Raw genomic sequence first — 23,649 nt, forward strand, 5'->3', positions numbered from 1 at the left:
CCACCCAGCCATGAAACTTATTGCAGCTTGATTTCGACGTCCACGCCAGCGGGCAGGTCCAGCTTCATCAGGGCGTCAACGGTCTTGTCGGTCGGATCCACGATGTCCATCAGGCGCTGGTGGGTGCGGATTTCGAACTGGTCGCGCGAGGTCTTGTTCACGTGCGGGGAACGCAGCACGTCGAAACGCTGGATGCGGGTCGGCAGGGGAACCGGGCCTTTGACCACGGCGCCGGTGCGCTTGGCGGTATCCACGATTTCCAGGGCGGACTGGTCGATCAGCTTGTAGTCGAAAGCCTTCAGGCGGATACGGATTTTTTGATTGGTAACGGTCATGATATTTCCTCAAAGAGCGAACTGGCAACTTTGTAGCGCCAGCATTTTTAAAAAGAACGATCTTCTACAGCAAGGGCCGACATGGTAACACACCATGCCAGCCCTTGAACATCAACGCTTAAAAATTAGGCGATGATCTTGGCAACCACGCCGGCGCCGACGGTACGGCCGCCTTCGCGGATAGCGAAGCGCAGGCCTTCTTCCATGGCGATCGGGTTGATCAGCTTGACGGTGATCGACACGTTATCGCCAGGCATCACCATTTCTTTGTCGGCCGGCAGCTCGATCGAGCCGGTCACGTCGGTGGTGCGGAAGTAGAACTGCGGACGGTAGTTGTTGAAGAACGGGGTGTGACGGCCACCTTCGTCTTTCGACAGCACATAGATCTCGCCGGTGAAGTGGTTGTGCGGCTTGATCGAACCCGGCTTGGCCAGCACCTGGCCACGCTGCACGTCTTCACGCTTGGTGCCGCGCAGCAGCAGGCCAACGTTGTCGCCGGCTTGACCCTGGTCCAGCAGCTTGCGGAACATTTCCACGCCGGTGCAGGTGGTTTTCACGGTGTCGGTGATGCCGACGATTTCGATCTCTTCGCCGACCTTGATCACACCGCGCTCGACACGGCCGGTCACCACGGTACCGCGGCCGGAGATCGAGAACACGTCTTCCACTGGCATCAGGAAGGCGCCGTCAACGGCACGTTCCGGGGTCGGGATGTAGGAATCCAGGGCGTCGGCCAGGCGGATGATGCAGTCTTCGCCCAGTTCGCCTTGCTGGCCTTCCAGGGCCATACGGGCCGAACCCTTGATGATGGGCAGGTCGTCGCCGGGGAACTCGTATTTCGACAGCAGTTCGCGCACTTCCATTTCCACCAGTTCCAGCAGCTCGGCGTCGTCCACCAGGTCGCACTTGTTCAGGAACACGATGATGTAGGGAACACCCACCTGGCGGGCCAGCAGGATGTGCTCACGGGTCTGGGGCATCGGGCCGTCGGCGGCCGAGCACACCAGGATCGCGCCGTCCATCTGGGCCGCGCCGGTGATCATGTTCTTGATGTAGTCGGCGTGGCCGGGGCAGTCCACGTGGGCGTAGTGGCGGGTCGCGGTTTCGTACTCGACGTGGGCGGTGTTGATGGTGATGCCGCGTGCTTTTTCTTCAGGAGCAGCGTCGATCTGGTCGTAGGCCTTGGCTTCGCCGCCGAATTTTTTCGACAGCACGGTTGCGATAGCGGCGGTCAGGGTGGTCTTGCCGTGGTCGACGTGACCGATGGTGCCTACGTTGACGTGCGGTTTAGTCCGCTCGAACTTTTCTTTTGCCATTTTGATTCTTCCTTAGAACTATGATTTAAGGTACGCCAGGCCGGGAGGATCTCCCCCGGCCGGTTTAACAATTACTTCGCTTTAGCGGTGACGATCGCGTCGATCACGTGCTTGGGCGCTTCGGAATAGTGCTTGAATTCCATGGTGTAGGTCGCACGGCCCTGGGTTGCGGAACGCAGGGTGGTCGAGTAACCAAACATTTCCGACAGCGGAACTTCGGCCTTGATGATCTTGCCGCCGCCGCCAGGGATTTCGTCCATGCCTTGCACCATGCCGCGGCGGGACGACAGGTCGCCCATCACGGTACCGGCGTAGTCTTCCGGCGTTTCCACTTCCACGGCCATCATCGGCTCCAGGATCACGGGGCTGGCGCGCTTGCAAGCCTCTTTGAAGGCCATCGAGCCAGCCATGCGGAACGCGTTTTCGTTCGAGTCCACGTCGTGGTACGAACCGAAGGTCACGGTCACTTTCACGTCCACCACCGGGTAGCCGGCCAGCACGCCGGTGCTCAGGGTTTCACGCACGCCTTTTTCCACTGCGGGGATGTATTCACGGGGAATCACACCGCCCTTGATGGCGTCCACGAACTCGAAGCCCTTGCCCTGCTCCTGCGGTTCGACGGTCAGCACGGCATGGCCGTATTGGCCGCGGCCGCCGGACTGCTTGACGAACTTGCCTTCGACGTCGGACACACCCTTGCGGATGGTTTCACGGTAGGCCACCTGCGGCTTGCCGACGGTGGCTTCCACGCCGAATTCGCGCTTCATGCGGTCCACGATGATTTCCAGGTGCAGCTCGCCCATACCACCGATGATGGTCTGGCCCGACTCTTCGTCGGTCTTGACGCGGAACGACGGATCTTCCTGTGCCAGGCGGTTCAGCGCCAGGCCCATTTTTTCCTGGTCGGCCTTGGTTTTCGGTTCCACGGCCTGCTGGATCACGGGCTCGGGGAAGACCATTTTCTCCAGGGTGATGATGGAGGCCGGGTCGCACAGGGTTTCACCGGTGGTGACGTCCTTGAGGCCCACGGCGGCGGCGATGTCGCCGGCGCGCACTTCCTTGATCTCTTCACGCTGGTTGGCGTGCATCTGCAGGATACGGCCCAGGCGTTCCTTGCGGCCCTTGACCGAGTTGTAGACGGTGTCGCCGGCGTTGATCACGCCCGAGTACACGCGGAAGAAGGCCAGCTGGCCGACGAACGGGTCGGTCATGATCTTGAAGGCCAGCGCCGAGAATTTCTCGTCGTCGGCTGCCTTGCGGGTGGCCGGCTGTTCGTCTTCATCGGTACCGGCAACGGCGGCGATGTCCACCGGCGACGGCAGGTACTCGATCACGGCGTCCAGCATGGCCTGCACGCCCTTGTTCTTGAAGGCGGTGCCGCACATCATGGGGACGATTTCCGAGGCGATGGTACGGTCGCGCAGGGCTTTCTTGATCTCGGCTTCGGACAGTTCGCCCTCTTCCAGATACTTGTTCATCAGCTCTTCGTTCGCTTCAGCGGCGGCTTCGACCATCTTCTCGCGCCACTCGGCGGCGGAATCGGCCAGCTCGGCCGGGATGTCCACGTAGTCGAACTTCATGCCCTGGGAAGCGTCGTCCCAGATGATGGCTTTCATCTTGACCAGGTCGATCACGCCCTTGAAGTTGTCTTCGGCGCCGATCGGGATCTGGATCAGGACCGGGTTGGCTTTCAGGCGAGCGCGCATCTGCTCGTAGACCTTGAAGAAGTTGGCGCCGGTACGGTCCATCTTGTTCACGAAGGCCAGGCGCGGCACTTTGTACTTGTTAGCCTGGCGCCACACGGTTTCCGACTGCGGCTGCACGCCGCCCACGGCGCAGTAGACCATGCAGGCGCCGTCCAGCACGCGCATGGAACGCTCCACCTCGATGGTGAAGTCCACGTGGCCGGGGGTGTCGATGATGTTGATGTGGTGCTCGGGGAAGTTGTTCGCCATGCCCTTCCAGAAGCAGGTGGTCGCTGCGGAAGTGATGGTGATGCCGCGTTCCTGTTCCTGCTCCATCCAGTCCATGGTGGCGGCGCCGTCGTGAACCTCACCGATCTTGTGGTTCACGCCAGTGTAGAACAGCACGCGCTCGGTGGTGGTGGTCTTACCTGCATCGATGTGAGCGGAGATACCGATGTTGCGGTAGCGCTCGATGGGAGTCTTGCGGGCCATAATTAATCCTAAATCTTTGAATGGACAAAACCGAGCACCATTTTTTTCAGTGAAAAAATGAGCCCGGCCTCGAACAACAGATGACAGCCGGGCACGCCCGGCCGATTTTTATTAGAAGCGGAAGTGCGAGAACGCCTTGTTCGCTTCTGCCATGCGGTGCACTTCATCACGGCGCTTCATCGCGCCGCCGCGGCCTTCAGCCGCTTCCATCAGCTCACCGCCCAGGCGTTGAGGCATGGATTTTTCGCTGCGCTTGTTGGCAGCTTCACGCAGCCAGCGCATCGACAGGGCCATGCGGCGCACCGGACGCACTTCGACGGGCACCTGGTAGTTGGCGCCGCCGACGCGGCGGGATTTCACTTCGACCAGCGGCTTGGCGTTGTTGATGGCGGTGGCGAACACTTCCAGCGGATCTTTGCCGGACTTGGCGGCGATGTGCTCGAAGGCACCGTAGATGATGTTCTCGGCGACCGATTTTTTACCGGACAGCATCAGAACGTTCACGAATTTGGCGACATCAGTGCTGCCGAATTTCGGATCAGGCAGGATCTCGCGCTTGGGTACTTCACGACGACGTGGCATGTTAATTCCTTTATCTTCAGTTGAGTGCTTCTGTTCGGCACTCGCGGGAGGCCATCATAGCCTTCCACTTACTCGGCCTCGCGGCCGGCTCAACTCAATATTTAATGTGCAAGATTACTTCTTGGCCTTGGCGCGCTTGGCGCCGTATTTCGAACGCGCCTGCTTACGGTCTTTGACGCCCTGGGTATCCAGTGCACCGCGAACCATGTGGTAACGCACACCCGGCAAGTCTTTGACACGGCCGCCGCGCAGCAGCACGACACTGTGTTCCTGCAGGTTGTGGCCTTCACCGCCGATGTACGAAATCACTTCGAAACCGTTGGTCAGGCGCACCTTGGCGACTTTACGCAGTGCCGAGTTAGGCTTTTTCGGGGTGGTGGTGTACACACGGGTGCATACGCCACGTTTTTGCGGGCTGTTTTCCAGCGCCGGCGATTTGCTTTTCACGACCAGCTTGGTGCGTGGTTGGCGAATCAGTTGATTGATGGTTGGCATCGTTCTAAATCCAACAAAATTACAACGTTAATAACCCGGACTACCATCCGGGGGCGAAATCTGATTCCCGATTCATGCCCAGCGCAGGCGCGAAAAGCCGCTCTCCAGAGGGAGCGGCTACGATGCGTATACGATGCGCAGAATAAATTGAGAACTCGCGAGTATAGACGGGTGTCAAAAGTCCGTCAATCACTTTTGCCGCTTGTGGCGGCTGGAATACTGGCTGAAAGGGCAAGAAACGACCGATAATAGCAGGCAATCCCATCCTGACAGTAATTATGCGATCCCTGCTGCGCCCGGCCTCCCTGTTCCTGCTGTTGAGCTATCTGCTGCTGTCCGCCGTGCCCTATGTGCCGCTGCTGCTGGGCGGCCACGTCGAGCAACCGTGGCGCATCGCCGCCGCCAGCGCCCTGCTGTGGCTGGCAGTGTGGGCCGTGTTCCAGCGCCCGGCCTGGTTCCATTGGCTGCTGCTGCCGGCCTTCCTGGCCCTGCCGACCGAGCTGTACCTGTTCAAGTTCTACGGCCAGGGCATCAGCACCCACCACCTGGGCATCATTGCCGAGACCAGTCCCAAGGAGTCCATGGAATTCCTGGGCGGGAAAGTGTGGTGGATGGCGGCCGTGATGCTGGCCGTGCTGGCGTGGTGGGCGCTCACCTGGCGCCTGGCCTGGCGCGGCAGCCTGCTGGCGTGGCGCGGCTGGACCCGCTGGGCCGCGCTGGGCGTGCTGCTGGTGCTGGCCGGGGTGCTCGCGTATGGCTGGGAATTCGGGGTGGCGGCCAGGCCGGCCTTTCATGCTTCGGCATCCTCGGCGGCGTCCTCGGCGGCTTCCGCTTCGGCCTCGGACGAGGAGGAGGAAGACGAGGCGCCCTCGGTGCCGGCCATCGCCGCCGCCGGCCATCTGGGCTGGCACTGGACCGCCCTGCCCTGGTGGGCCCGCTCGCCGCTGGACGCCGGCGCCTACAACAGCGCCTGGCCGTTCGGCCTGATGGGACGCGGTTACGACTTCTACAAGGAGCGCGTCTACCTGGCCGACCTGGGCCGGCGCAGCAGCAGCTTCCGTTTCAACGCCCGCCAGGCCGAACCCAGCGAGGAACCGGAAGTGGTGGTGATGGTCATCGGCGAATCGTCGCGCTACGACCGCTGGAGCCTGAACGGCTACAAGCGCGACACCAATCCGCTGCTGAAGAACGAGGCCAACCTGATCACGCTGGCGGACATGATCACCCCGGTATCGGCCACCCGGCTGTCGGTGCCGGTCATCATCTCGCGCAAGCCGGCCATGCAAAGCCTGAAGGATGGCTTCTACGAGAAATCCTTCCTGACCGCCTACAAGGAGGCGGGGTTCAAGACCTGGTGGCTGTCCAACCAGATCTCCTTCGGCCAGTTCGACACGCCGGTGTCGGTGTTCGCCAAGGAAGCCGACGTGATCCAGTTCATGAACCTGGGCGGCTTCACCAACAACTCCAACTTCGACCAGATCCTGCTGGACCCGCTGCGCCTGGCCATGGCCGATCCGGCCAAAAAGAAACTGATCGTGCTGCACACCCTGGGCAACCACTGGAACTACAGCCAGCGCTATCCCAGGGAGTTCGACAAGTGGCAGCCCTCGCTGTTCGGAGTGGACAAGCCGGTCTACACCGACCTCAAGATCAAGCCGCAGCTCAACAACAGCTACGACAATTCCATCCTGTACACCGACTGGTTCCTGTCCCGGGTGGTGGGACAGCTCAAGGATAGCAATCAGCTGGCCGCCATGATGTACGTGGCCGACCACGGCCAGACCCTGTACGACAACAGCTGCAACCTGGCCTTCCATGGCCACAACACGCAGTTCGAATTCCACGTGCCGGCGCTGGTGTGGTACTCCGACCAGTACCGCGAGCGCTATCCCGGCAAGATCGAACAGCTGCAGCGCCACCGCAAGGCGCGCCTGGCCACCGAGAACATCTTCCACACCCTGCTGGACCTGGGCGACATCGTGTATCCGGGCCAGAAGCTGGACTGGAGCTTCGCCAGCGCCGCTTTCAAACCGCACAAGCGCTACGTCGACAGCTACGGCTGGACCAACTACGACAACGCCAGCTTCAAGGGCGACTGCCGCGAAGTCATCGACCGCGCCAAGCCGCTCAGGCAGGAGAAGTAAGCGGGGTCATAAGCCGGATCAGGCCGGCTTGTGCACCATCAGCCAGTACACCACGACCAGCGCGAAGAAGGCCGGGAAGCCCAGCGCGGTCCAGATCTTCTCGTAGCGCCAGTAGCGCGCCGGCAGCGCCTGGCCTTGCGCCGCCGCCAGCCGCGCCATGTCGCGCATGCGCAGCTGCAGCCACACCACCGGCAGCCAGCAGGCGCCGGCCAGCAGGTACAGGGCGAACGACCACATGATCCAGGGCGTGTGCATGGGGTAGCCGGCCAGCCGCATCATCCAGTAGCCGGATAGCGGCTGCAGGATGATGGTGGGCGTGGTGAAGCACCAGTCGGCCAGCGCCACCAATCTCGTCACCACCGAAATGGCCTGCACGTTCCTGCTGCGGTTGGTGAAGAACATGAAAAAGGCCGTGCCCAGGCCGGTCCCGAACAGCAAGGTCGAGAACAGGATGTGGGCCCATTTGATGGCGAGATATTCCATGCTTCAGCTCCTGCGCGCACTCACGCGCCACATGACCGCCATCAATGCCAGCAGCGGCAGGTTTTTACTCAGCGGCCCGAAGGGATGCAGCCAAAAGTCCGGCAGGAAGGCGCTCAGCAGCAGCGTGTACACACCGACCAGCAGCAGCTGCAGCGCCCACACCCAGCTGCGCGGCCGCAGCAGTGAGGCCAACAACAACAGGCCCAGCGCCGCATCGGCCAGGGTCGCGCCCAACAACACCGGCTCCTGCAGCGCGGCCGGGATGCCGCAGGCCGCCAGCCAGGCGCGGCTCTGCTCATGTGGCCAACCGAACCAGGACACATACGCGGTCCACAGCCACAATACTGCCATGGCCAGCGTGAGCAGCGGCGCGCCCCAGGCCAGCACCGCGTCGGCGCGCTGGGACGGCTGGGTGAAACTGCCGGGATCGCGCAGCGGGCGCCCCAGCAGGGCGCGCGCCGGCGCGGCGTCGGCCGTGTTGCTGCCGTCGGTACTGCGCTCCAGCATCAGCTGCGCGTCCGGGGTCAGCGCGCTGGACGGGATCAGCGCCGCCAGCCGCGCGGTCAGGCGGGCGATGGGCAGCGGCAGGTCCAGCACCAGCGCCGCTGGCGCGCGCATGCCGCGCCGCAGCGAGGCCAGATAGCCGGCCATGGTATCGGCGCGCGGCCCGACCAGGGCCAGCTCAGTGGATGCGGCATCCGGCGCCAGCACCAGCTTGACCAGCGCCTCGGCCAGGTCGTCGACATGGATGGGTTGCACCCGCGCGGTATGCGCCACCGGCATGGCCAGCAGCGGCAGCGTGGCCAGGGTGCGGAACATCACGCTGCTGGCGCCATCGTCGCCATACACCAGCGAAGGCCGCACGATGGCGTAGCTGAGGCGGCGCCCGCGCAGGTCGGCCTCGGCCGCGCCCTTGGTGCGCCAGTAGCCGGTCTCCGCGTCCGGATGGCTGCCCAACGCAGACACCTGCACTACGCGCCGCACACCCAGCCGCTCGCAGGCCGCGAACAGCGCCACCGGGGCGGCGCGGTGCAGGCGGTCGAAATCGCCCTCGCGCGCCTCGCGGATGATGCCCACGCAATTGACCACGGCGTCCACGCCGGACAGCACGCCATCCCAGTCACTGGTGTCGGTCATGGCGCCGAAGTCCAGCGCATGCCAGCTGTCCGGCGTTTCGCCCTCGGGCCGGCGCCGGCTGGCGCCCACCGCCACGCAGCCCGCCGCCCGTAATGCCCGCAGCACGTGGCTGCCTATCAGTCCTGTCGCTCCCAGCACCAGCACCTTCAGCACCTTCATATGGCCTCCGAATTCATCTGTAATTTCTGTCGAAACAGAAATTGGTGGGTAAAAAAAATCAGCGTTTGTCGTCGTCGCCCCCCAGCAGGCGCGCCACCTTGCCGCCCATTTTCAGGAAGCGCTGCATGGTGGCGGGCGGCAGGTGCTTGTAGTCGCCATAGGTTGCGGTCAGCATTTCCATGAAGGCCAGCACCTGCTCCATCTTGGCCTTGGTGGCCGCTTCCATGGCGCCATCGTGCTCGGCGTCCTGGGCGCACTCGCGCAGCACGGTCAGGGTCGGGTCGATCTCGCGTTTCTTGCGCTCTTCCACGATGATGCGGAAGATTTCCCAGACATCCTGCAGCGCCACGAAATGGTCGCGCCGGTCGCCCGGCAGGTGCACGATCCGCGCCAGGCCCCAGCTTTGCAGTTCCTTCAGGCTGTTGCTGACGTTGGAGCGGGCTACGCCCAGGGTCTCGGCGATTTGCTCGGCCGGCATGGGCGCGTTGGCCAGGAACAGCAACGCATGGATCTGCGCCACGGTGCGGTTCACGCCCCAGCGCGTACCCATTTCGCCCCAGTGCAGGATGTATTTCTGGATGGTGGGGGTGATGACCATGTCAAGTCCTTATTTCTCTCTTTACAGAAATAATAGAACTTCAGGAGTGCGGCGTCAATCAGATGGAGCGGCAGCCAGCACGTCCCGGCAATCCGCAGGATGGGCGAGGTAGTCGCTCAGCCAGTCATGCACGCGGCGGGCCTTGGACTGGATTCCGGGGTCGAAACCGCGTGTGGCCAGCAGCGCCAGGCCGTTGGTGTCCTGCAGGACGCCGGGCCGCAGCTGCAGGCGGCCGCGGTCGCCGTCCGGGGCGGACACGCACCACGGCTCCAGGCTGTCCGCCAGCAGGGAGGCCAGCACCAGGTTGTGTGAGGACACGATCACCCGCCCCGACTGCGCCAGCGTATCCAGCACGGCGGCCGCCGCCGACACCGATTCCAGGTGATTGGTGCCCCGGAAGATCTCATCAATCAGGAATAGCGCCGCTCCCTGCTGGGACAGCGCCAGCAGTTCCTGCGCGCGCCGCAGTTCGGCCAGGTACAGGCTCTCGCCGCCGCCCAGCGAGTCTTCCGGCTGCATGCTGGAATACACGGGCAGCAGCGGCGTGACCGCCGATTGCGCGTAACAGAAACCGAAGGCGCGCGCCGCCACCAGGTTCAGGCCCACCGTGCGCAGCAGCGTGCTCTTGCCGATGCCGTTCTGGCCCGAGATGAATACGCCCTGGCGCCCGGGCGCGAAGGTCAGCGGCGCGGCCTGCTCCAGCAGCGGATGCACCACCTGCTCCAGCCTCAGCTCCTCGCCCGCCTCGGCCCAGCACCAGCGCGGCGCGGACGACAAATGGCGCGCCAGCGCCAGGTCCGCCTCCAGCCCGGCCACCAGGCGGAAGCTGGCGCGCAGCGATGCAATCTCGCGCCGCACCAGGGCGCGGCTGGCGAAGTAATGGCGGGTATCGGCCAGCATGATCCAGTCCGCATACTCCTTGATCAGCGGTAGCTGCAGGACCGGGTTGACCGGCAAGGCGCGGTTGATACGCCCCACCTGCTCGGCCCCGGCGCGGAAAGGCTCGGCCAGCGCATCGTCCAGCCGCGCCAGCAGGCTGTGGGCGCGCAGCTGCTGCTGCAGCGTGGCGACAATGGGCTTCCAGCCGCTGACCGCCTCATGCCAGCGCGCCTGTATCCCCATCAGCACCAGCCAGACCGCCAGCGCCACGCCCCACAAGGGCAGGAAGCCGGTCACCAGCGCCGCCACGGCGGACAGCAGGAACAAATGCGGGAACCAGGCCAGGGTGGCAACCCAGCCCGGCGTGGCCGGCAGCTCCGGCCCGAACAGGGTCTCGCTGACTTCGCGCTCGGTACGGCGCAGGCCGAGGCAAGCCTGGCGCAAGACTTCCTGCCGCTGCGGGTCCGCCACCAGCTCACGCACCCTCTGCGCCGATGCGGCCACCGTGTCGGGACCGTCGCCGCCATGCAGGCGCCGGTGCAGCTCCTGCTGGCCGTGGATACCGGTCTGGCGCGCCAGCACGGCGCTGTAATCCTGCAGCAGCATATCGTCCCAGGTGGCGGCGTCGACCAGCTGGCGATCCGGCTGCGCGATGCGCCGGTACAGGGCGACGTCGCTGGGCACGAAGGGGAAATCGATGGGTTCGGGCTGCGCGGGGGGCAGAAGGGCGATCAGGCGCGAGGACAGGGACATGCGGGGAGCCGGTGATGGGTATGGCCCCCGACATGGGAACGATTGTGCAATTCACAAGTCCGGCGCCGCCGCGCGGACACGGCCACGGACACTGCGGACAGCGTACACACTCGCCGGCCGCCTTTAAAAATCAATGACTTAAGCGTGGCACGCTTCCTGCATAACGTTGCGCATCCGACCACCACTGAAGATCATGATACGCGACACCTCCCATCAAGACCAGGTCATCGCCGCGCCGCCAGGCCAGCGCACCCGACGCCGCCTGCTGTGGGCCGCCGGCGCCGCCGCCGTGCTGGCCGTGGCGGCCTACCTGGTGCACACCTACCGCGCCAGCGACCACTCCGTGAACATCTCGCGCCTGCGCATCGCCGAGGTGGCACGCGGCACCCTGGTGCGCGACGCCGCCGTCAACGGCCGCATCGTGGCCGCCGTCAGCCCCACCCTGTACGCGCCCTCGCTGGCCACCGTCACGCTCAAGGTCAACGCCGGCGACACGGTCAAGAAGGGCGACGTGCTGGCGGTGCTGGAATCGCCCGACCTGTCCGACGCGCTGAAGAAGGAGCAAGCCGCCTACGCCCAGATCGAGGCCGACGTGGCGCGCCAGCGCATCCTGGCGCGCAAGCAGAAGCTGCTGGCGCAGCGCGACGCCGACACCGCCGAAATCGAACGCCTGTCGGCCCAGCGCACGCTGGAGCGCTACGACGCCGTCAGCAACGAGGGCATCATCGCCAAGATCGAATACCAGAAGGCCAAGGACGCGCTCAATTCGGCCGCGATCCGCGCCAAACACGCGGAGCAGGCTTCCACCCTGGAAGGCGACAACGTGGCGCTGGAACTGGAATCGAAGATCAAGCAGTTGGAGCAGCAGCGCAGCACCCTGGCCAACGCCCAGCGCCGGGTCGACGAGCTGACCGTGCGCGCGCCCGTGGATGGCTTCATCGGCACCCTGTCGGTGGCCAACCGCAGCGTGGTGCCGGCCAATACCCCGCTGATGACGCTGGTCGACCTGTCGCGCCTGGAGGTGGAGCTGGAAGTGCCGGAAACCTATGTGTCCGACCTGGGCCTGGGCATGACGGCGGAAATCAACTATGGCACCGGCACCGCCAGGGGCAAGCTGTCGGCCCTGCCGCCGGAAGTGGTCAAGAACCAGGTGCTGGCGCGGGTGCGCTTTAACGGCGAGCAGCCGGCCGCGCTGCGCCAGAACCAGCGCGTCACGGCGCGCCTGCTGATCGATGAGAAGCCCAATGTGCTGATGGTGCAGCGCGGCCCCTTCGTCGAGTCCGAGGGCGGCCGCTACGCCTATGTGGTGCGCGACGGCCTGGCGGTGCGCGTCCCGGTCAAGCTGGGCGCCACCAGCGTTTCCGCCGTCGAGATCCTCGGCGGGCTGAAACAGGGCGACAGGATAGTCATCGCCGGTACCGAAACCTTTGAGAACGCCGAACGCGTCTCGATCAACCAGTAAACTCCGAGAGGCCCTTATGCTGCGCATGAAAAACCTGAGCAAGGTGTACCGCACCCACATGATCGAGACCCACGCGCTGCGCGGCTTCGAGATCGACGTCAAGCAGGGCGAGTTCGTCACCGTCACCGGACCATCCGGCTCCGGCAAGACCAGCTTCCTGAACATCGCCGGCCTGCTGGAGGAATTCACCGATGGCGAATACGTGCTCGACGGCGTCAACGTCAAGGGCATGGACGATAACGCCCGCTCGCGTCTGCGCAACGAAAAGCTGGGCTTCATCTTCCAGGGCTTCAACCTGATCCCCGACCTGTCGCTGTTCGACAATGTCGACGTGCCGCTGCGCTACCGCGGCTTCAACGCGGCCGAGCGCAAGGAGCGCATCGAGGATGCGCTGGCCAAGGTCGGCCTGTCCTCGCGCATGAAGCACTACCCGGCCGAGCTGTCCGGCGGCCAGCAGCAGCGCGTGGCCATCGCCCGCGCCCTGGCCGGCTCGCCCAAGCTGCTGCTGGCCGACGAACCGACCGGCAACCTGGATACCCAAATGGCGCGCGGCGTGATGGAGCTGCTGGAGGAGATCAACGCGGCCGGCACCACCATCCTGATGGTGACCCACGATCCCGAGCTGGCCGTGCGCACCCAGCGCAATGTGCACATCATCGACGGCCAGGTGTCGGACCTGGTGCGCAAGCCGTCCTCGCTGAACACCGTGGGCCAAGTGGCATAAGGAGATCCCGGCATGTTCCAATACTACTTCCTACTGGGTGTACGCAGCCTGCGCCGCAACCCGGCCCTGACCGCGCTGATGGTGCTGACCCTGGCCATCGGCGTGGCGGCCAGCGTGTCGACCCTGACCATCCTGCACGTGATGTCCGGCGACCCCATACCCGACAAGAGCAGCCGCCTGCTGGTGCCGCTGATCGACAACGCCCCGGCCGACGGCTACAAGCCGGGCGACGAGCCCAACGACGACCAGATGAGCTATCCGGACGCCATGAATCTGCTGGGCAGCCAGGCCGGCCAGCGCCGCACCGCCATCTACGGCATCGCCCAGTCGGTCGAGCCGGAACGCAAGGACCTGGGCGCCTTCATGGCCCAGGGCCTGGCGCCGACCAGCGACTTTTTCAACATGTTCGACGCGCCCTTCCTGTATGGCCAGGGCTGGACCCCGTCCGACGACAAGACCGGCAACGACGTGGTGGTGCTGAGCCGCCGGCTGTCTGAAAAACTGTATGGCAGCACCAATCCGGTGGGGCGGCGCATGAAGATGGGCGGCTTCCAGTTCCAGATCGTGGGCGTGCTCGATACCTGGACCGTGGTGCCGCGCTTCCACCGCATCATCGGCAACGACGACGGCGCCTTCGTCGACGAGGATGAAATGTACATCCCGTTCGCCACCGCCATCCGCCACGAGATGCAGCGCAACGGCAGCACCAGCTGCACCGGCAACGTGGCGCCCGGCTTCAAGTCCTTCCTGGAGTCGGAGTGCACCTGGATACAGTTCTGGTTCGAGATCCGCGCCGGCGGGCGTGCCGAACTGCAAAGCTTCCTGGACAGCTATGCCAACGAACAGCGCAAGCTGGGCCGCCTGAAACGGGCCGCCCCCAACCGGCTGTATGACGTGCGCGAATGGCTGGATCACCTCAAGGTGGTCGGCAACGACAGCAAGCTGTCGGCCTGGCTGGCGTTCGGCTTCCTGGTCCTGTGCCTGGTCAACACCATCGGCCTGCTGCTGGCCAAGTTCTCGGTGCGCGCGGCGGAAGTCGGCATACGCCGCGCGCTGGGCGCCTCGCGCCGCGAAATCTTCACCCAGTTCCTGATCGAGACCACGGTGGTCGGCCTGGTCGGCGGCGTGCTCGGGCTGGCGCTGGCGTTTGGCGCGCTGGCCCTGATCGGCACGCAGTCGAAAGCGCTGACCATGGTGGCGCACATGGATTGGATCATGCTGCTGACCACCTTCGCCATGGCGGTGGCCTCGGCGGTGCTGGCCGGCCTGCTGCCGACCTGGCGCGCCTGCCAGGTCACGCCGGCGCTGCAACTCAAATCCCAATAAGCGAGATCACCATGGAAATCCGTCCCATCCTGTCCGCCCTGTTGCGCAGCAAGACCGGTCCCTTGCTGGTGGCCGTGCAGGTCGCCCTGAGCCTGGCCATCCTTGCCAATGCCCTGTACATCGTGCAGGTGCGGCTGGCCGTCTCGGCGCGCGACAGCGGCCTGGCCAACGAGCAGGACGTGTTCGCGCTGCAGGTGCGCCAGCTCGAAGCCGGCACCCACGAGCAGCAGCTGGCCATCCAGCGGCGCGACACCGCCACCCTGCGCGCCGTCCCCGGCGTGCTGTCCGTGGCCAGTTCCTGGCAAATGCCGCTGTCACGCTCCGGCAGTTACACCAGCATGGCCACCAGCCGCAAGCAAGACAGCGAAACCACCACCGCCAGCATCTACCGCAGTGCCGATTCGCTGGTCAAGACCTGGGGCCTGCAGCTGGTGGAGGGCCGCGACTTCCTGCCCAACGAGGTGCCGGAGATCGACCAGAACATCACCCAGGACGGCGACGGCATCGCCATCGTCACGCGCAAGCTGGCAGCCAAGCTGTGGCCCGGCGCCACCAGCTACGTGGGCAAATCCATGTACTTCGGCACCGGTGAAAAGGCGCGCGAAGCCCGCATCGTCGGCGTGGTCGAGAAGCTGCAGACGCCGAACGCGCAAATCACGGAAAGCGGCGAATACTCGGTGCTGATCCCGCTGCGCGCCACCGGCGGCAGGTCGTTCAACTACACCCTGCGCGCCGAGCCCGGCCAGCTGGACCGCGTGATCAAGGAGGCCGAAGCAGCCATCCGCGCCAACTCCACGCTGCCGGTGATCGTCAAGGTGCGCACCATGAACGAGCTGCGGGCCACCCGCTACCGCGCCGACAAGGGCCTGGCCTGGATGCTGCTGACCGTCAGCGTGCTGCTGCTGCTGGTGACCGCCAGCGGCATCGTCGGCATGGCCAGCCTGTGGGTCACCCAGCGCCGCAAGCAGATCGGCGTGCGGCGCGCCCTGGGCGCGCGCCGCATCGACATCCTGCGCTACTTCCTGACCGAGAACTTCATGATCACCAGCGCCGGCATCGCCGCCGGCGTGCTGCTGGCGCTGGCCCTGAACCAGCTGCTGGTCAGCCAGCTGGAATTGACGCGCCTTCCGCCCGCCTACCTGCTGGGCGGGGCCGGCGTGTTCTGGCTGCTGGGCGTGGCCGCCGTGTACGGCCCGGCGTGGCGCGCCGCCAGCATTTCGCCGGCCACCGCCACCCGCAGCGCATGATGGCGCAACCCGGCCCCGGTCCGGCGCGACAATGCTATGCTAACGGCATGCCTACTGTACTGATCATCGACGACAACGCGGCCGTCTCCGTGGCGCTGGAAGTGCTGTTCTCGCTGCACGACATTGCCGCGCTGTGCGCCTCCTCGCCCGAAGCCGGGCTGGAACTGCTGGAGCGGCACAGCGTCGACCTGGTGCTGCAGGACATGAACTTCACGGCCGACACCACCTCGGGTGAGGAAGGCACGGCCCTGTTCCGCGCCATCCGCGCCCGCCATCCGGAGCTGCCGGTGATATTGCTGACGGCCTGGACTCACCTGGACGCGGCGGTCGACCTGGTCAAGGCAGGCGCCGCCGACTACCTGGCCAAGCCCTGGGACGACAACAAGCTGATCGCCACGGTGCGCAACCTCATCGAGCTGGGGCAGGCCCGGCGCGCACTGCAGCAGCGGGTGCAAAGCGAGCAGCGCCAGCGCCACGAGCTGGAAAGCGGCTACGATTTGCGCGGCATGGTGTGGCAGGACCCGGCCACCGAGCGCGTGGTGCACCTGGCCTGCCAGGTGGCGCGCGCCGACGTGCCGGTGCTGATCGCGGGACCGAACGGCACCGGCAAGGAGCGCATCGCGGACATTATCCAGGCCAATTCCTCGGTGCGCGACGGCCCCTTCGTGGTGCTCAACTGCGGCGCCCTGCCCTCCGAATTGATCGAGGCCGAGCTGTTCGGCGCCGACGCCGGCGCCTACACCGGCGCCTCCAAGGCGCGCGAAGGCAAGTTCGAGGCGGCCGACGGCGGCACCCTGTTCCTGGACGAGATAGGCAATTTGCCGCTGGCCGGCCAAATGAAGCTGCTGCGGGTGCTCGAAACAGGCCGCTTCGAGCGGCTCGGCTCCAACCGCGAACGGCAGGTCAAGGTGCGCGTGATCAGCGCCACCAACGCCGACCTGCAAGCCATGATACGGGCCGGCAGCTTCCGCGAGGACCTGTACTACCGCCTCAACGTGATCGAGCTGCGCCTGCCGGCGCTGGCGGCGCGCCCGGCCGACATCCTGCCGCTGGCTGCCAGCTTCCTGGGGCCGCAAAAGAGCCTGCACCCGTCGGCGCAGGCGGCCCTGCTGGCCCATCCCTGGCCCGGCAACGTGCGCGAGCTGAAGAACGTGATGGCGCGCGCCTCGCTGCTGGCCGGCGGCGATGTGATCAAGGCCGCCGACCTCGGGCTGCCACCCGCACCCGCGCCGCAGGCAGTTGCGGCCGAACCGGAGCGTGAGCTGGACCGCGACACCGTGGCGCGCGCCCTGGCGCGCAGCGGCGGGGTGGTGGCGCAGGCCGCCGCCGAACTGGGATTGTCGCGCCAGGCCCTGTACCGCCGCATGGAGCGGCTCGGCATAGCGCGGCAGTGAAGCGCCATGCCTGACCGCAGCCTCGGCATCCGCCTGTCGCTGCTGACGCGCTGGACGGCGCTGATCGGCACCCTGGTGGCGGTCGGCATCCTGATCGCGCTGGCGCTCACGCACTTCTTCCCGGCCCATCCCGGCTACGTGCTGGCGGTATGCCTGCTGTGCGTGCTGCCGCTGTCCATCATCACCATCCGCGCCCAGCTGGAGACCATGCTGTCGCTGTTCCGCGCCCTGACCGGCACCGTCACCAGCTACCAGGATGGCGACTTTTCCTTCAGCCTGCACTGGCCGCAAAACGATGAACTGAGCGACCTGGTGGCAGCCCACAACAAGCTGGGACAGGTGCTGCGCCAGCAGCGCCTGGACCTGGTGCAGCGCGAACTCCTGCTCGACACCATGGTGCAGAACACCCCGGTGGCCATGCTGCTGACCGGCGAGAACGGCGCCGTGGTGTACGCCAACGTGGCCGCGCGCCAGCTGCTCAACGAGGGCCGCCGCCTGGAAGGCCATCGGCTGGGCGAGATCCTGGAGCACACCGCGCCCGCCCTGCGCGAAGCGCTGGCGCGCGGCGGCGACGGCCTGTTCACCACGCCCTCCACCGGCGAAGGCGCCGAGGATGGCGAAGAAGTGTTCCACCTGGCGCGGCGCCGTTTCAACCTGAACGGACGCCGCCACGAACTGCTGTTGCTGCGCCAGCTGACGCAGGAATTGCGGCGGCAGGAGGTGCAGACGTGGAAAAAGGTCATCCGCGTGATCAGCCATGAACTCAACAACTCGCTGGCGCCCCTGACCTCGCTGGCCCACTCCGGTGCGGAGCTGGTGCGGCGCGGCCAGACCGAACGCCTGCCGCAAATCCTGGCCACCATCGAGGAACGCACGCGCCACCTGGAGAGCTTCATCCTGGGCTATGCCCGCTTCGCCAAGCTGCCCGCGCCGCGCCTGGAGCTGCAGGACTGGCAGCGCTTCCTGGCGCGGCTGTCGGGCGAGGTCGTCTTCACCGTGGCCGGCGAACTGCCGCAGGAACCGGCCCTGTTCGATCCGGCCCAGCTGGAACAGGCCCTGCTCAACCTGCTCAAGAACGCCCATGAATCGGGCTCGCCCGCCGACCAGGTCAGCCTGGAGGTACGCCGCCTCCAGGGCGCGCTGCGCATCGACGTGGCCGACCGCGGCCCGGGCATGAGCGAGGCGGTGCTGACCAATGCGCTGGTGCCGTTCTACTCCACCAAGCGCAGCGGCACCGGTCTGGGACTGGCGCTGGCGCGCGAGATTGCCGAGGCCCACGGCGGCCGCATACACCTGGCCAACCGCGACGACGGCGGCCTGCTGGTCAGCCTGATCCTGCCGGTGGAGCCGGCCACCAACTGACCCCCTTCCCGGCCGGGCTGGTAAACTGGCGCCATGTCCAAGACCTCCCAACTCCGTTTCGACCAGCCCGGCCACCCGCCCGCCACCATCACCGAATTCGAGGGCGTGCGCAGCCTGCACCTCGGCACCTCCTGGGTGCAGGGCGCGATGCGCCTGTCGCGGCCGGACGCCATCGAACTCGAATACGTGCAAATGATGATGATGTGGATGCTGTTCATCGAGCAGCCGCGCCACATCGTTCAGCTGGGACTGGGCAGCTCGGCCCTGACCAAGTTCTGCTACCACCGCTTCCCCGAGGCGCGCGTGACCGCGGTGGAGCTCAATCCCAACGTGATCGCCATCTGCGGCGCCCTGTTCGGCCTGCCGCCCAACGACGCCCGCCTGGACGTGCGCGAACAAAACGCGCTGGATTTCGTGATGGACCCGGCCAACCATGGCAGCGCGGACGTGCTGCAAGTCGACCTGTACGACGAGGAGGCGCGCGGCCCGGTGCTGGACTCGCCCGAGTTCTACCAGGCTTGCTACGACACCTTGCGCGACGGCGGCATCATGACCACCAATGTCTTTGGCGAATTCTCCAACTACGACAAGAACCTGCAGCACATGGAACTGGTGTTCGACGCCGTGGTATGGCTGCCCGAGGTGCACGACGCGAACATCGTCGTGATCGCCTTCAAGCACGCGCCCTCGATCGATTTCAGCGTGCTGTACGAGCGCGCCGGCGCCATCAAGCGGCGCTACAACCTGCCGGCCAAGAACTGGGTCAACGGCTTGAAGGAGTGGATGCAGGACCACCAGTAGGCGGGCGGCGGCGCCTGCCGTCCAGGGCCTCCCGCACCAGCGCCGCCAGCCGGCGCACCGGCTCCTCCATGTATTCTACCGGCACCTGCGCGTAGCCCAGCACCAGTCCCTTCCAGCCAGAATCGCCCTGCACGTCGTGGCGGCTGAGCGGATTGGCCACGATGCCGTAGTCGCGCGCCTGTGCGCTGATGGCGGCATCGTCCAGGCGCGCATCGTCGAAGGCCAGCACCAGGTGCATGCCGGCCGAGCCGCCACGCACCGTCGCCATGCCCGCCATATGGACATGCAACAGCGCTTGCAGCGCATCGCGACGCTGGCGGTACAGGCGGCGCATGCGGCGCAGGTGCAGGGCGAACTGGCCGCTGCGCAGGAATTCGGCCAACGCCAGCTGTTCCGCCACCCGGCCGCGTGCATGCGATTGCGCGCGCATACGCGCCAGCGGCACCGCCAACGCCTCGGGCACCACCACGAAACCGATGCGCAGCGATGGGAACATGGTCTTGCTGAAGGTTCCCAGGTAGAGCACAGGCGCGTCCGGCGCCAGGCCCTGCATGGCGGGCAGCGGCGGACCGTCGTGGCGGAACTCGCTGTCGTAATCATCTTCCACTACCAGGGCGCCGGCCGCGCGCGCGGCCTCGATCAGGGCCAGGCGCCGCCGCAGGCTGAGCACCGTCCCGGCCGGGTACTGGTGCGAGGGCGTGGTGTAGATCAGGCGCGGCGGCCGTTCCATCCAGTCCTGCCGGGTCGGGGCCAGGCCATCGTCGTCGACCGCGATGCCCGCCACCTGCAAGCCGCCGGCGCGGCTGGCCGCCAGGGCGCCCGCGTAGCCGGGATTCTCGATCCAGATGGTGTCGCCGGCATCGGCAAAGGCCTGTACGCACAGATCCAGGCTGCTCTGCGTGCCGTCCGTGATGAACACCTGGCTGGCCGTGCACAGCACGCCGCGCGCGGCGCGCAGGTAATCGGCGATGGCGTCGCGCAGCAGCGGCTCGCCGGCCGCATCGCCGTAGTTCAGCTGCGCCGGCGTCAGGCTGCGCAGGGCGCGCTCCAGCATGCGCCGCCACAGGGTCAGCGGAAAGCGGTCCAGCGCAGGGACGCCGGGTACGAAGGCGCCCATCTGGCCGCCGTTTTCCGAAGGAGGACGCAGGGCACGGGCCCGGCGCGAGAGGCCCGGCGCCGTCACTTCGTCGTTGGCAGCCGCGAGTGGAGTGGCGCCGCGCTGGCGTTCGGGCGCCAGCGCGGCCACCACCGTGCCCTGGCGGTCGGTGTGCAGATAGCCTTCGGAGGCCAGTTGTTCATAGGCGTACAGCACGGTGTTGCGCGACACGCCCAGCTCTTCCGCCAGCGCGCGGGTGGCGACCAGGCGCGATCCGGAGGCCAGCACACCGTCCCGGATCGCGGCGCGCAGGCATTCGTGCAGCAGGCGCTGGCGCGGCCAGCCGGGCTGGCCGTGCTCACGGGCATAGCGTTCCAGCATCAGGACGTAATCCATCGTGGCTCCATGAAATCTTTCATCGCTGGACCTTTTTGCAGGGCCAGCATCGCATTATATTGGCATCTCACACATACCGGATGGAGATCATGAACGAAGCAGCCACCGCCCCCACGGCCCCCAGCGCACGCACCCGTATACGCCGCGTCGCCAAGAACGCCAATTACGACGGCGCCACCTTGCACGCCATCATCGATGCGGCCTACCTGTGCCACATCGCCTTCGGCGACGAGCAAGGCATGCACTGCATCCCGACCGCCTGCTGGCGCCAGGGGGACCATCTGTACATCCACGGCTCCAACGGCAGCCGCATGCTCAAGCGGCTGGCTGAGAGCCAGGCCTGCGTGACCATCACGCACCTGGACGGCCTGGTGATGGCGCGCTCGGCGTTCAGCCATTCGATGAACTACCGCTCGGCCATGATCTACGGCCGGTTCGAGGTGGTGCGCGACGAGGCCGAGCGGCGCCGTGCGATGGAGACGTTCATGGAGCAGCTGGTGCCGGGCCGCCAGGCCGAGGTAAGGCCGGGGAATGACAAGGAATACGCCGCCACCACGGTGCTGCGCATTGCGCTGGATGAAGCGGGCTGTAAATGCCGCAGCGGCGGCCCGAACGACGATGAGGAAGACCTGGCCTGGCCGGCGTGGGCGGGCGTGCTGCCCTTCGCCCAGCAGCGCCAGCCTGCGGTGACGGACCCGCGCTGCGGGCTGGCGGTGCCGGGCTATGTTGAAGCTTGGATAGGCAATAGAACTATGCTATGAACAGTTCTATCCAGAACATCATGAAGCCGGCTCACTGCCGTCCTTGCCTGACAATCTCCGACCAGACAAAGGGATGATATTTCTGCATCAACCAAGCAGAGCGATGGCCATTTTTATATTCGACAAACAATGTCGCCCTCTCATCCCGATTTACCTTGGAGTCCAATTTCAACCGCGAAATTGTTTCTTCCGCCTCGGCCCCGACAACTGTTTTGGCATATATTGGATTAGTCTGGATTTTACCTGTCGCGAGCACGAGGTGAAACACTTCAGGCGGCATGGAAAATGGATCAAGAATCCCGGAAAAATTATTTTTCCTCGAATTCATTAATAAACACGCCAAACGGAAATTGTCCCACTCATATGCAAGGCCTGCCGCTCTGGACTTTGGCGCAAAATGATCCATGCTGGCAGCGCCACCCCCCAGGTTTATGTAAGTTCCCAGATATGCACAGATTCCTCCATAGGCATCGTGAAATTCAGAAAGCACCTTGGTCCAATGAGAGGGGAATCTTGTCCTGGAAGGCGCAGGCAGATTGAGTGGTTGATGCGGATATATTTTTTTAAATAACCACTTCTGCCCTGGCCTTCTAACTTTCTTATCAAAATCAAGAGGCTCAGGCTGCGGCAAGACTGGAATCATTGCCGCTCCAACGCAAGGCGCCATCGAGACCAGAAAATATCTGTGTCGGACAATGCGTTTTCCAATTTTTTTTCGGCAGCCATTATCCTACCCTTGGCCACTGGCTGATTATTTCCAAGTGAATTCATTATTTCGGTAGCTTCGACAAGTGCATCTTCCGCTTCCAGCGAGCGGGCAGCCTCGAGGTCAAACGCTTCACTCACCAGCCATCGGGAAGCATCTCCCATTTTGGTGAAGTGGCGCTCGGTTATCTGGACGTCATTGACGCTACCTGCATGCCTCACCAGATCCAGGTCGAACCAGCCATCGAGATCCTCCTCGAAATGAGGTTCCATGGATGCCATCACCAAGGGCGAATGTGTGGCCACTAGCAGTTGAACCTTGGCAGCCTTACCAAGTACGCTCGCAACGTCTAGCAGGGTACGGACAATAGTGCGTTGCCATCGAGGATGCAAATGCGCCTCAATCTCATCAATGAGAAATATAATCTGCTGAGCGGTATCTTCTTCCAGCAGCCCTGCAGCATTCTTGTGCTCCTGCCAACTCCATACCATTAAGTAGGCAAGAGCAACAATCCTACGGACGCCTGACGAGGCATGGAGAATGCGAACGGGCTTTCCTAGTGGACTGATTAATGTAGGTATATCCCTGACATCATCGATACTCATCCGTTCAAGCGGCCCAGGCCTGAGTAGCTCATCCTTTGATGGAGATAAGCGTGCCAATACCCTGCACAGCAGCTCAAACGTCTCGCCACCTTCCTTCTGCCAGCCAGCCCAATCCTGAATTAGTCCGTTGCACAGTCTTCCTTTCTCACTACTTTGCAGACCATCCCATACATCCCCTGGACTGAACACATACGCGGGAACCCTATCCTGCACATCCACATTCCCTACTTTTTTCCAATAATTCCGTGCAGGATCCCACACCGCAAACCCACCATCGGCCATGGCATATAAAACCAAGCCAGGATTGTGAGGGCGCCCGGACTTTCCTATCCATGCTTCATCTGGCGCAGAGAAAATACTCTTATAGCGGACATCCTTCTTGGTCTTTCCTCCGACTACGAATTCAATGCTGGCCTCTTTCGCCGAAACCGGCCTTGCTATATAACCGCTTACCAGTTCCTTGTTCAGGTCACGCGGCCATCGTCTAGTTAGTGACCACCACGCTATGTCAAGCAGAAAGCTTTTTCCCAGGCCGTTGTCGCCAGTTAAGAGATTAAGCCTGGGCTTGAAGTGAACGTCTAGCGTCTCTGAAGGACCAACCTTTTTAAGATGCAATTCTTTTAACATTTTTCAAGCTTTCTCAAGCGTAGTCGCTTACCTAATCTGATAGTGTCGCATATGTTAGTTGTACATGGCGATTCAGGGAAGATA

The 23,649-nt window shown here is 64.5% G+C and carries 21 protein-coding genes; 9 read left to right on the plus strand and 12 right to left on the minus strand.

Annotation, left to right across the window (positions count from 1 at the left end; translation table 11 throughout):
- Positions 1 to 17: 17 nt before the first annotated feature.
- From rpsJ to rpsL, 5 genes are all read right to left on the minus strand, one after another.
- Positions 18 to 335 carry a 30S ribosomal protein S10 gene (gene rpsJ / locus ACLB1G_RS09550; RefSeq protein ID WP_072786805.1) on the minus strand — a complete coding sequence of 106 codons (318 nt, stop codon included), beginning with the start codon at positions 333 to 335 and terminating at the stop codon, positions 18 to 20.
- Positions 336 to 460: 125 nt separating this feature from the next.
- Entirely contained in the window at positions 461 to 1,651 is a 1,191-nt protein-coding gene (gene tuf / locus ACLB1G_RS09555) for an elongation factor Tu (protein ID WP_491626963.1), read from the minus strand.
- Positions 1,652 to 1,722: 71 nt separating this feature from the next.
- Entirely contained in the window at positions 1,723 to 3,828 is a 2,106-nt protein-coding gene (fusA, locus tag ACLB1G_RS09560; protein ID WP_491626964.1) for an elongation factor G, read from the minus strand.
- 111 nt (positions 3,829 to 3,939) lie between these two features.
- Positions 3,940 to 4,410, minus strand: coding sequence for a 30S ribosomal protein S7 (gene rpsG / locus ACLB1G_RS09565; protein WP_491626965.1), 471 nt, complete (start codon positions 4,408 to 4,410; stop codon positions 3,940 to 3,942).
- Between the two features lie 114 nt (positions 4,411 to 4,524).
- Positions 4,525 to 4,905, minus strand: coding sequence for a 30S ribosomal protein S12 (gene rpsL / locus ACLB1G_RS09570; RefSeq protein ID WP_072789456.1), 381 nt, complete (start codon positions 4,903 to 4,905; stop codon positions 4,525 to 4,527).
- A 278-nt stretch (positions 4,906 to 5,183) separates the two neighbouring features.
- Here rpsL and ACLB1G_RS09575 point away from each other — a divergent pair, with 278 nt between their 5' ends.
- Positions 5,184 to 7,049 (plus strand): phosphoethanolamine transferase, encoded by a 1,866-nt coding sequence (locus ACLB1G_RS09575; protein WP_491626966.1) that lies wholly within the window; start codon positions 5,184 to 5,186, stop codon positions 7,047 to 7,049.
- 18 nt (positions 7,050 to 7,067) lie between these two features.
- On the opposite strand, the gene ACLB1G_RS09580 is transcribed toward ACLB1G_RS09575, so the two are convergent.
- From ACLB1G_RS09580 to ACLB1G_RS09595, 4 genes are read right to left on the minus strand one after another with little or no spacing between them, the layout of a single operon-like run.
- Entirely contained in the window at positions 7,068 to 7,532 is a 465-nt protein-coding gene (locus tag ACLB1G_RS09580; protein WP_491626967.1) for a DUF2269 family protein, read from the minus strand.
- Positions 7,533 to 7,535: 3 nt separating this feature from the next.
- Complete coding sequence (locus tag ACLB1G_RS09585) at positions 7,536 to 8,828, minus strand: SDR family oxidoreductase (protein WP_491626968.1); 1,293 nt, start codon at positions 8,826 to 8,828, stop codon at positions 7,536 to 7,538.
- 58 nt (positions 8,829 to 8,886) lie between these two features.
- Positions 8,887 to 9,426 (minus strand): GbsR/MarR family transcriptional regulator, encoded by a 540-nt coding sequence (locus ACLB1G_RS09590; RefSeq protein WP_491626969.1) that lies wholly within the window; start codon positions 9,424 to 9,426, stop codon positions 8,887 to 8,889.
- Between the two features lie 54 nt (positions 9,427 to 9,480).
- A complete protein-coding gene (locus ACLB1G_RS09595) occupies positions 9,481 to 11,058 on the minus strand; it encodes a MutS-related protein (protein ID WP_491626970.1) in 1,578 nt (525 codons plus the stop codon).
- Between the two features lie 193 nt (positions 11,059 to 11,251).
- Between ACLB1G_RS09595 and ACLB1G_RS09600 the strand changes: the two genes are divergently transcribed.
- Genes ACLB1G_RS09600 through ACLB1G_RS09630 form a run of 7 tightly spaced genes read left to right on the plus strand, consistent with a single transcriptional unit; the run spans position 11,252 to position 19,374 of the window.
- Positions 11,252 to 12,520 carry an efflux RND transporter periplasmic adaptor subunit gene (locus ACLB1G_RS09600; protein WP_491626971.1) on the plus strand — a complete coding sequence of 423 codons (1,269 nt, stop codon included), beginning with the start codon at positions 11,252 to 11,254 and terminating at the stop codon, positions 12,518 to 12,520.
- 16 nt (positions 12,521 to 12,536) lie between these two features.
- Positions 12,537 to 13,244 carry an ABC transporter ATP-binding protein gene (locus tag ACLB1G_RS09605; protein ID WP_491626972.1) on the plus strand — a complete coding sequence of 236 codons (708 nt, stop codon included), beginning with the start codon at positions 12,537 to 12,539 and terminating at the stop codon, positions 13,242 to 13,244.
- A 12-nt stretch (positions 13,245 to 13,256) separates the two neighbouring features.
- A complete protein-coding gene (locus ACLB1G_RS09610) occupies positions 13,257 to 14,570 on the plus strand; it encodes an ABC transporter permease (protein WP_491626973.1) in 1,314 nt (437 codons plus the stop codon).
- An 11-nt stretch (positions 14,571 to 14,581) separates the two neighbouring features.
- Positions 14,582 to 15,817: an FtsX-like permease family protein gene (locus tag ACLB1G_RS09615; RefSeq protein WP_491626974.1), complete on the plus strand. Its 1,236-nt coding sequence runs from the start codon at positions 14,582 to 14,584 to the stop codon at positions 15,815 to 15,817.
- Positions 15,818 to 15,864: 47 nt separating this feature from the next.
- Positions 15,865 to 17,211, plus strand: coding sequence for a sigma-54-dependent transcriptional regulator (locus ACLB1G_RS09620; protein WP_491626975.1), 1,347 nt, complete (start codon positions 15,865 to 15,867; stop codon positions 17,209 to 17,211).
- Between the two features lie 6 nt (positions 17,212 to 17,217).
- Complete coding sequence (locus ACLB1G_RS09625) at positions 17,218 to 18,573, plus strand: sensor histidine kinase (RefSeq protein WP_491626976.1); 1,356 nt, start codon at positions 17,218 to 17,220, stop codon at positions 18,571 to 18,573.
- 33 nt (positions 18,574 to 18,606) lie between these two features.
- A complete protein-coding gene (locus tag ACLB1G_RS09630) occupies positions 18,607 to 19,374 on the plus strand; it encodes a spermine/spermidine synthase domain-containing protein (protein WP_491626977.1) in 768 nt (255 codons plus the stop codon).
- Here ACLB1G_RS09630 and pdxR read toward each other — a convergent pair.
- Complete coding sequence (pdxR, locus tag ACLB1G_RS09635) at positions 19,337 to 20,866, minus strand: MocR-like pyridoxine biosynthesis transcription factor PdxR (RefSeq protein ID WP_491626978.1); 1,530 nt, start codon at positions 20,864 to 20,866, stop codon at positions 19,337 to 19,339. The two genes, ACLB1G_RS09630 and pdxR, sit on opposite strands and share 38 nt — an antisense overlap.
- A gap of 89 nt (positions 20,867 to 20,955) precedes the next feature.
- Here pdxR and ACLB1G_RS09640 point away from each other — a divergent pair, with 89 nt between their 5' ends.
- Entirely contained in the window at positions 20,956 to 21,627 is a 672-nt protein-coding gene (locus ACLB1G_RS09640) for a pyridoxamine 5'-phosphate oxidase family protein (RefSeq protein ID WP_491626979.1), read from the plus strand.
- Positions 21,628 to 21,658: 31 nt separating this feature from the next.
- Here ACLB1G_RS09640 and ACLB1G_RS09645 read toward each other — a convergent pair whose 3' ends face one another.
- A complete protein-coding gene (locus ACLB1G_RS09645) occupies positions 21,659 to 22,270 on the minus strand; it encodes an HNH endonuclease family protein (RefSeq protein ID WP_491626980.1) in 612 nt (203 codons plus the stop codon).
- On the minus strand, positions 22,267 to 23,565 hold the full coding sequence (locus ACLB1G_RS09650; protein ID WP_491626981.1) for an AAA family ATPase: 1,299 nt from the start codon (positions 23,563 to 23,565) through the stop codon (positions 22,267 to 22,269). The genes ACLB1G_RS09645 and ACLB1G_RS09650 overlap by 4 nt, the downstream gene beginning before the upstream one ends.
- Positions 23,566 to 23,649 lie beyond the last annotated feature (84 nt).

It is taken from the genome of Duganella kummerowiae, assembly GCF_053572355.1.

What these genes read in the sequence shown, in the direction of transcription:
- rpsJ (WP_072786805.1), bottom strand. Translation starts at nt 335, where the DNA reads ATGACCGTTACCAATCAAAAAATCCGTATCCGCCTGAAGGCTTTCGAC.
- tuf (WP_491626963.1), bottom strand. Translation starts at nt 1,651, where the DNA reads ATGGCAAAAGAAAAGTTCGAGCGGACTAAACCGCACGTCAACGTAGGC.
- fusA (WP_491626964.1), bottom strand. Translation starts at nt 3,828, where the DNA reads ATGGCCCGCAAGACTCCCATCGAGCGCTACCGCAACATCGGTATCTCC.
- rpsG (WP_491626965.1), bottom strand. Translation starts at nt 4,410, where the DNA reads ATGCCACGTCGTCGTGAAGTACCCAAGCGCGAGATCCTGCCTGATCCG.
- rpsL (WP_072789456.1), bottom strand. Translation starts at nt 4,905, where the DNA reads ATGCCAACCATCAATCAACTGATTCGCCAACCACGCACCAAGCTGGTC.
- ACLB1G_RS09575 (WP_491626966.1), top strand. Translation starts at nt 5,184, where the DNA reads ATGCGATCCCTGCTGCGCCCGGCCTCCCTGTTCCTGCTGTTGAGCTAT.
- ACLB1G_RS09580 (WP_491626967.1), bottom strand. Translation starts at nt 7,532, where the DNA reads ATGGAATATCTCGCCATCAAATGGGCCCACATCCTGTTCTCGACCTTG.
- ACLB1G_RS09585 (WP_491626968.1), bottom strand. Translation starts at nt 8,828, where the DNA reads ATGAAGGTGCTGAAGGTGCTGGTGCTGGGAGCGACAGGACTGATAGGC.
- ACLB1G_RS09590 (WP_491626969.1), bottom strand. Translation starts at nt 9,426, where the DNA reads ATGGTCATCACCCCCACCATCCAGAAATACATCCTGCACTGGGGCGAA.
- ACLB1G_RS09595 (WP_491626970.1), bottom strand. Translation starts at nt 11,058, where the DNA reads ATGTCCCTGTCCTCGCGCCTGATCGCCCTTCTGCCCCCCGCGCAGCCC.
- ACLB1G_RS09600 (WP_491626971.1), top strand. Translation starts at nt 11,252, where the DNA reads ATGATACGCGACACCTCCCATCAAGACCAGGTCATCGCCGCGCCGCCA.
- ACLB1G_RS09605 (WP_491626972.1), top strand. Translation starts at nt 12,537, where the DNA reads ATGCTGCGCATGAAAAACCTGAGCAAGGTGTACCGCACCCACATGATC.
- ACLB1G_RS09610 (WP_491626973.1), top strand. Translation starts at nt 13,257, where the DNA reads ATGTTCCAATACTACTTCCTACTGGGTGTACGCAGCCTGCGCCGCAAC.
- ACLB1G_RS09615 (WP_491626974.1), top strand. Translation starts at nt 14,582, where the DNA reads ATGGAAATCCGTCCCATCCTGTCCGCCCTGTTGCGCAGCAAGACCGGT.
- ACLB1G_RS09620 (WP_491626975.1), top strand. Translation starts at nt 15,865, where the DNA reads ATGCCTACTGTACTGATCATCGACGACAACGCGGCCGTCTCCGTGGCG.
- ACLB1G_RS09625 (WP_491626976.1), top strand. Translation starts at nt 17,218, where the DNA reads ATGCCTGACCGCAGCCTCGGCATCCGCCTGTCGCTGCTGACGCGCTGG.
- ACLB1G_RS09630 (WP_491626977.1), top strand. Translation starts at nt 18,607, where the DNA reads ATGTCCAAGACCTCCCAACTCCGTTTCGACCAGCCCGGCCACCCGCCC.
- pdxR (WP_491626978.1), bottom strand. Translation starts at nt 20,866, where the DNA reads ATGGATTACGTCCTGATGCTGGAACGCTATGCCCGTGAGCACGGCCAG.
- ACLB1G_RS09640 (WP_491626979.1), top strand. Translation starts at nt 20,956, where the DNA reads ATGAACGAAGCAGCCACCGCCCCCACGGCCCCCAGCGCACGCACCCGT.
- ACLB1G_RS09645 (WP_491626980.1), bottom strand. Translation starts at nt 22,270, where the DNA reads ATGATTCCAGTCTTGCCGCAGCCTGAGCCTCTTGATTTTGATAAGAAA.
- ACLB1G_RS09650 (WP_491626981.1), bottom strand. Translation starts at nt 23,565, where the DNA reads ATGTTAAAAGAATTGCATCTTAAAAAGGTTGGTCCTTCAGAGACGCTA.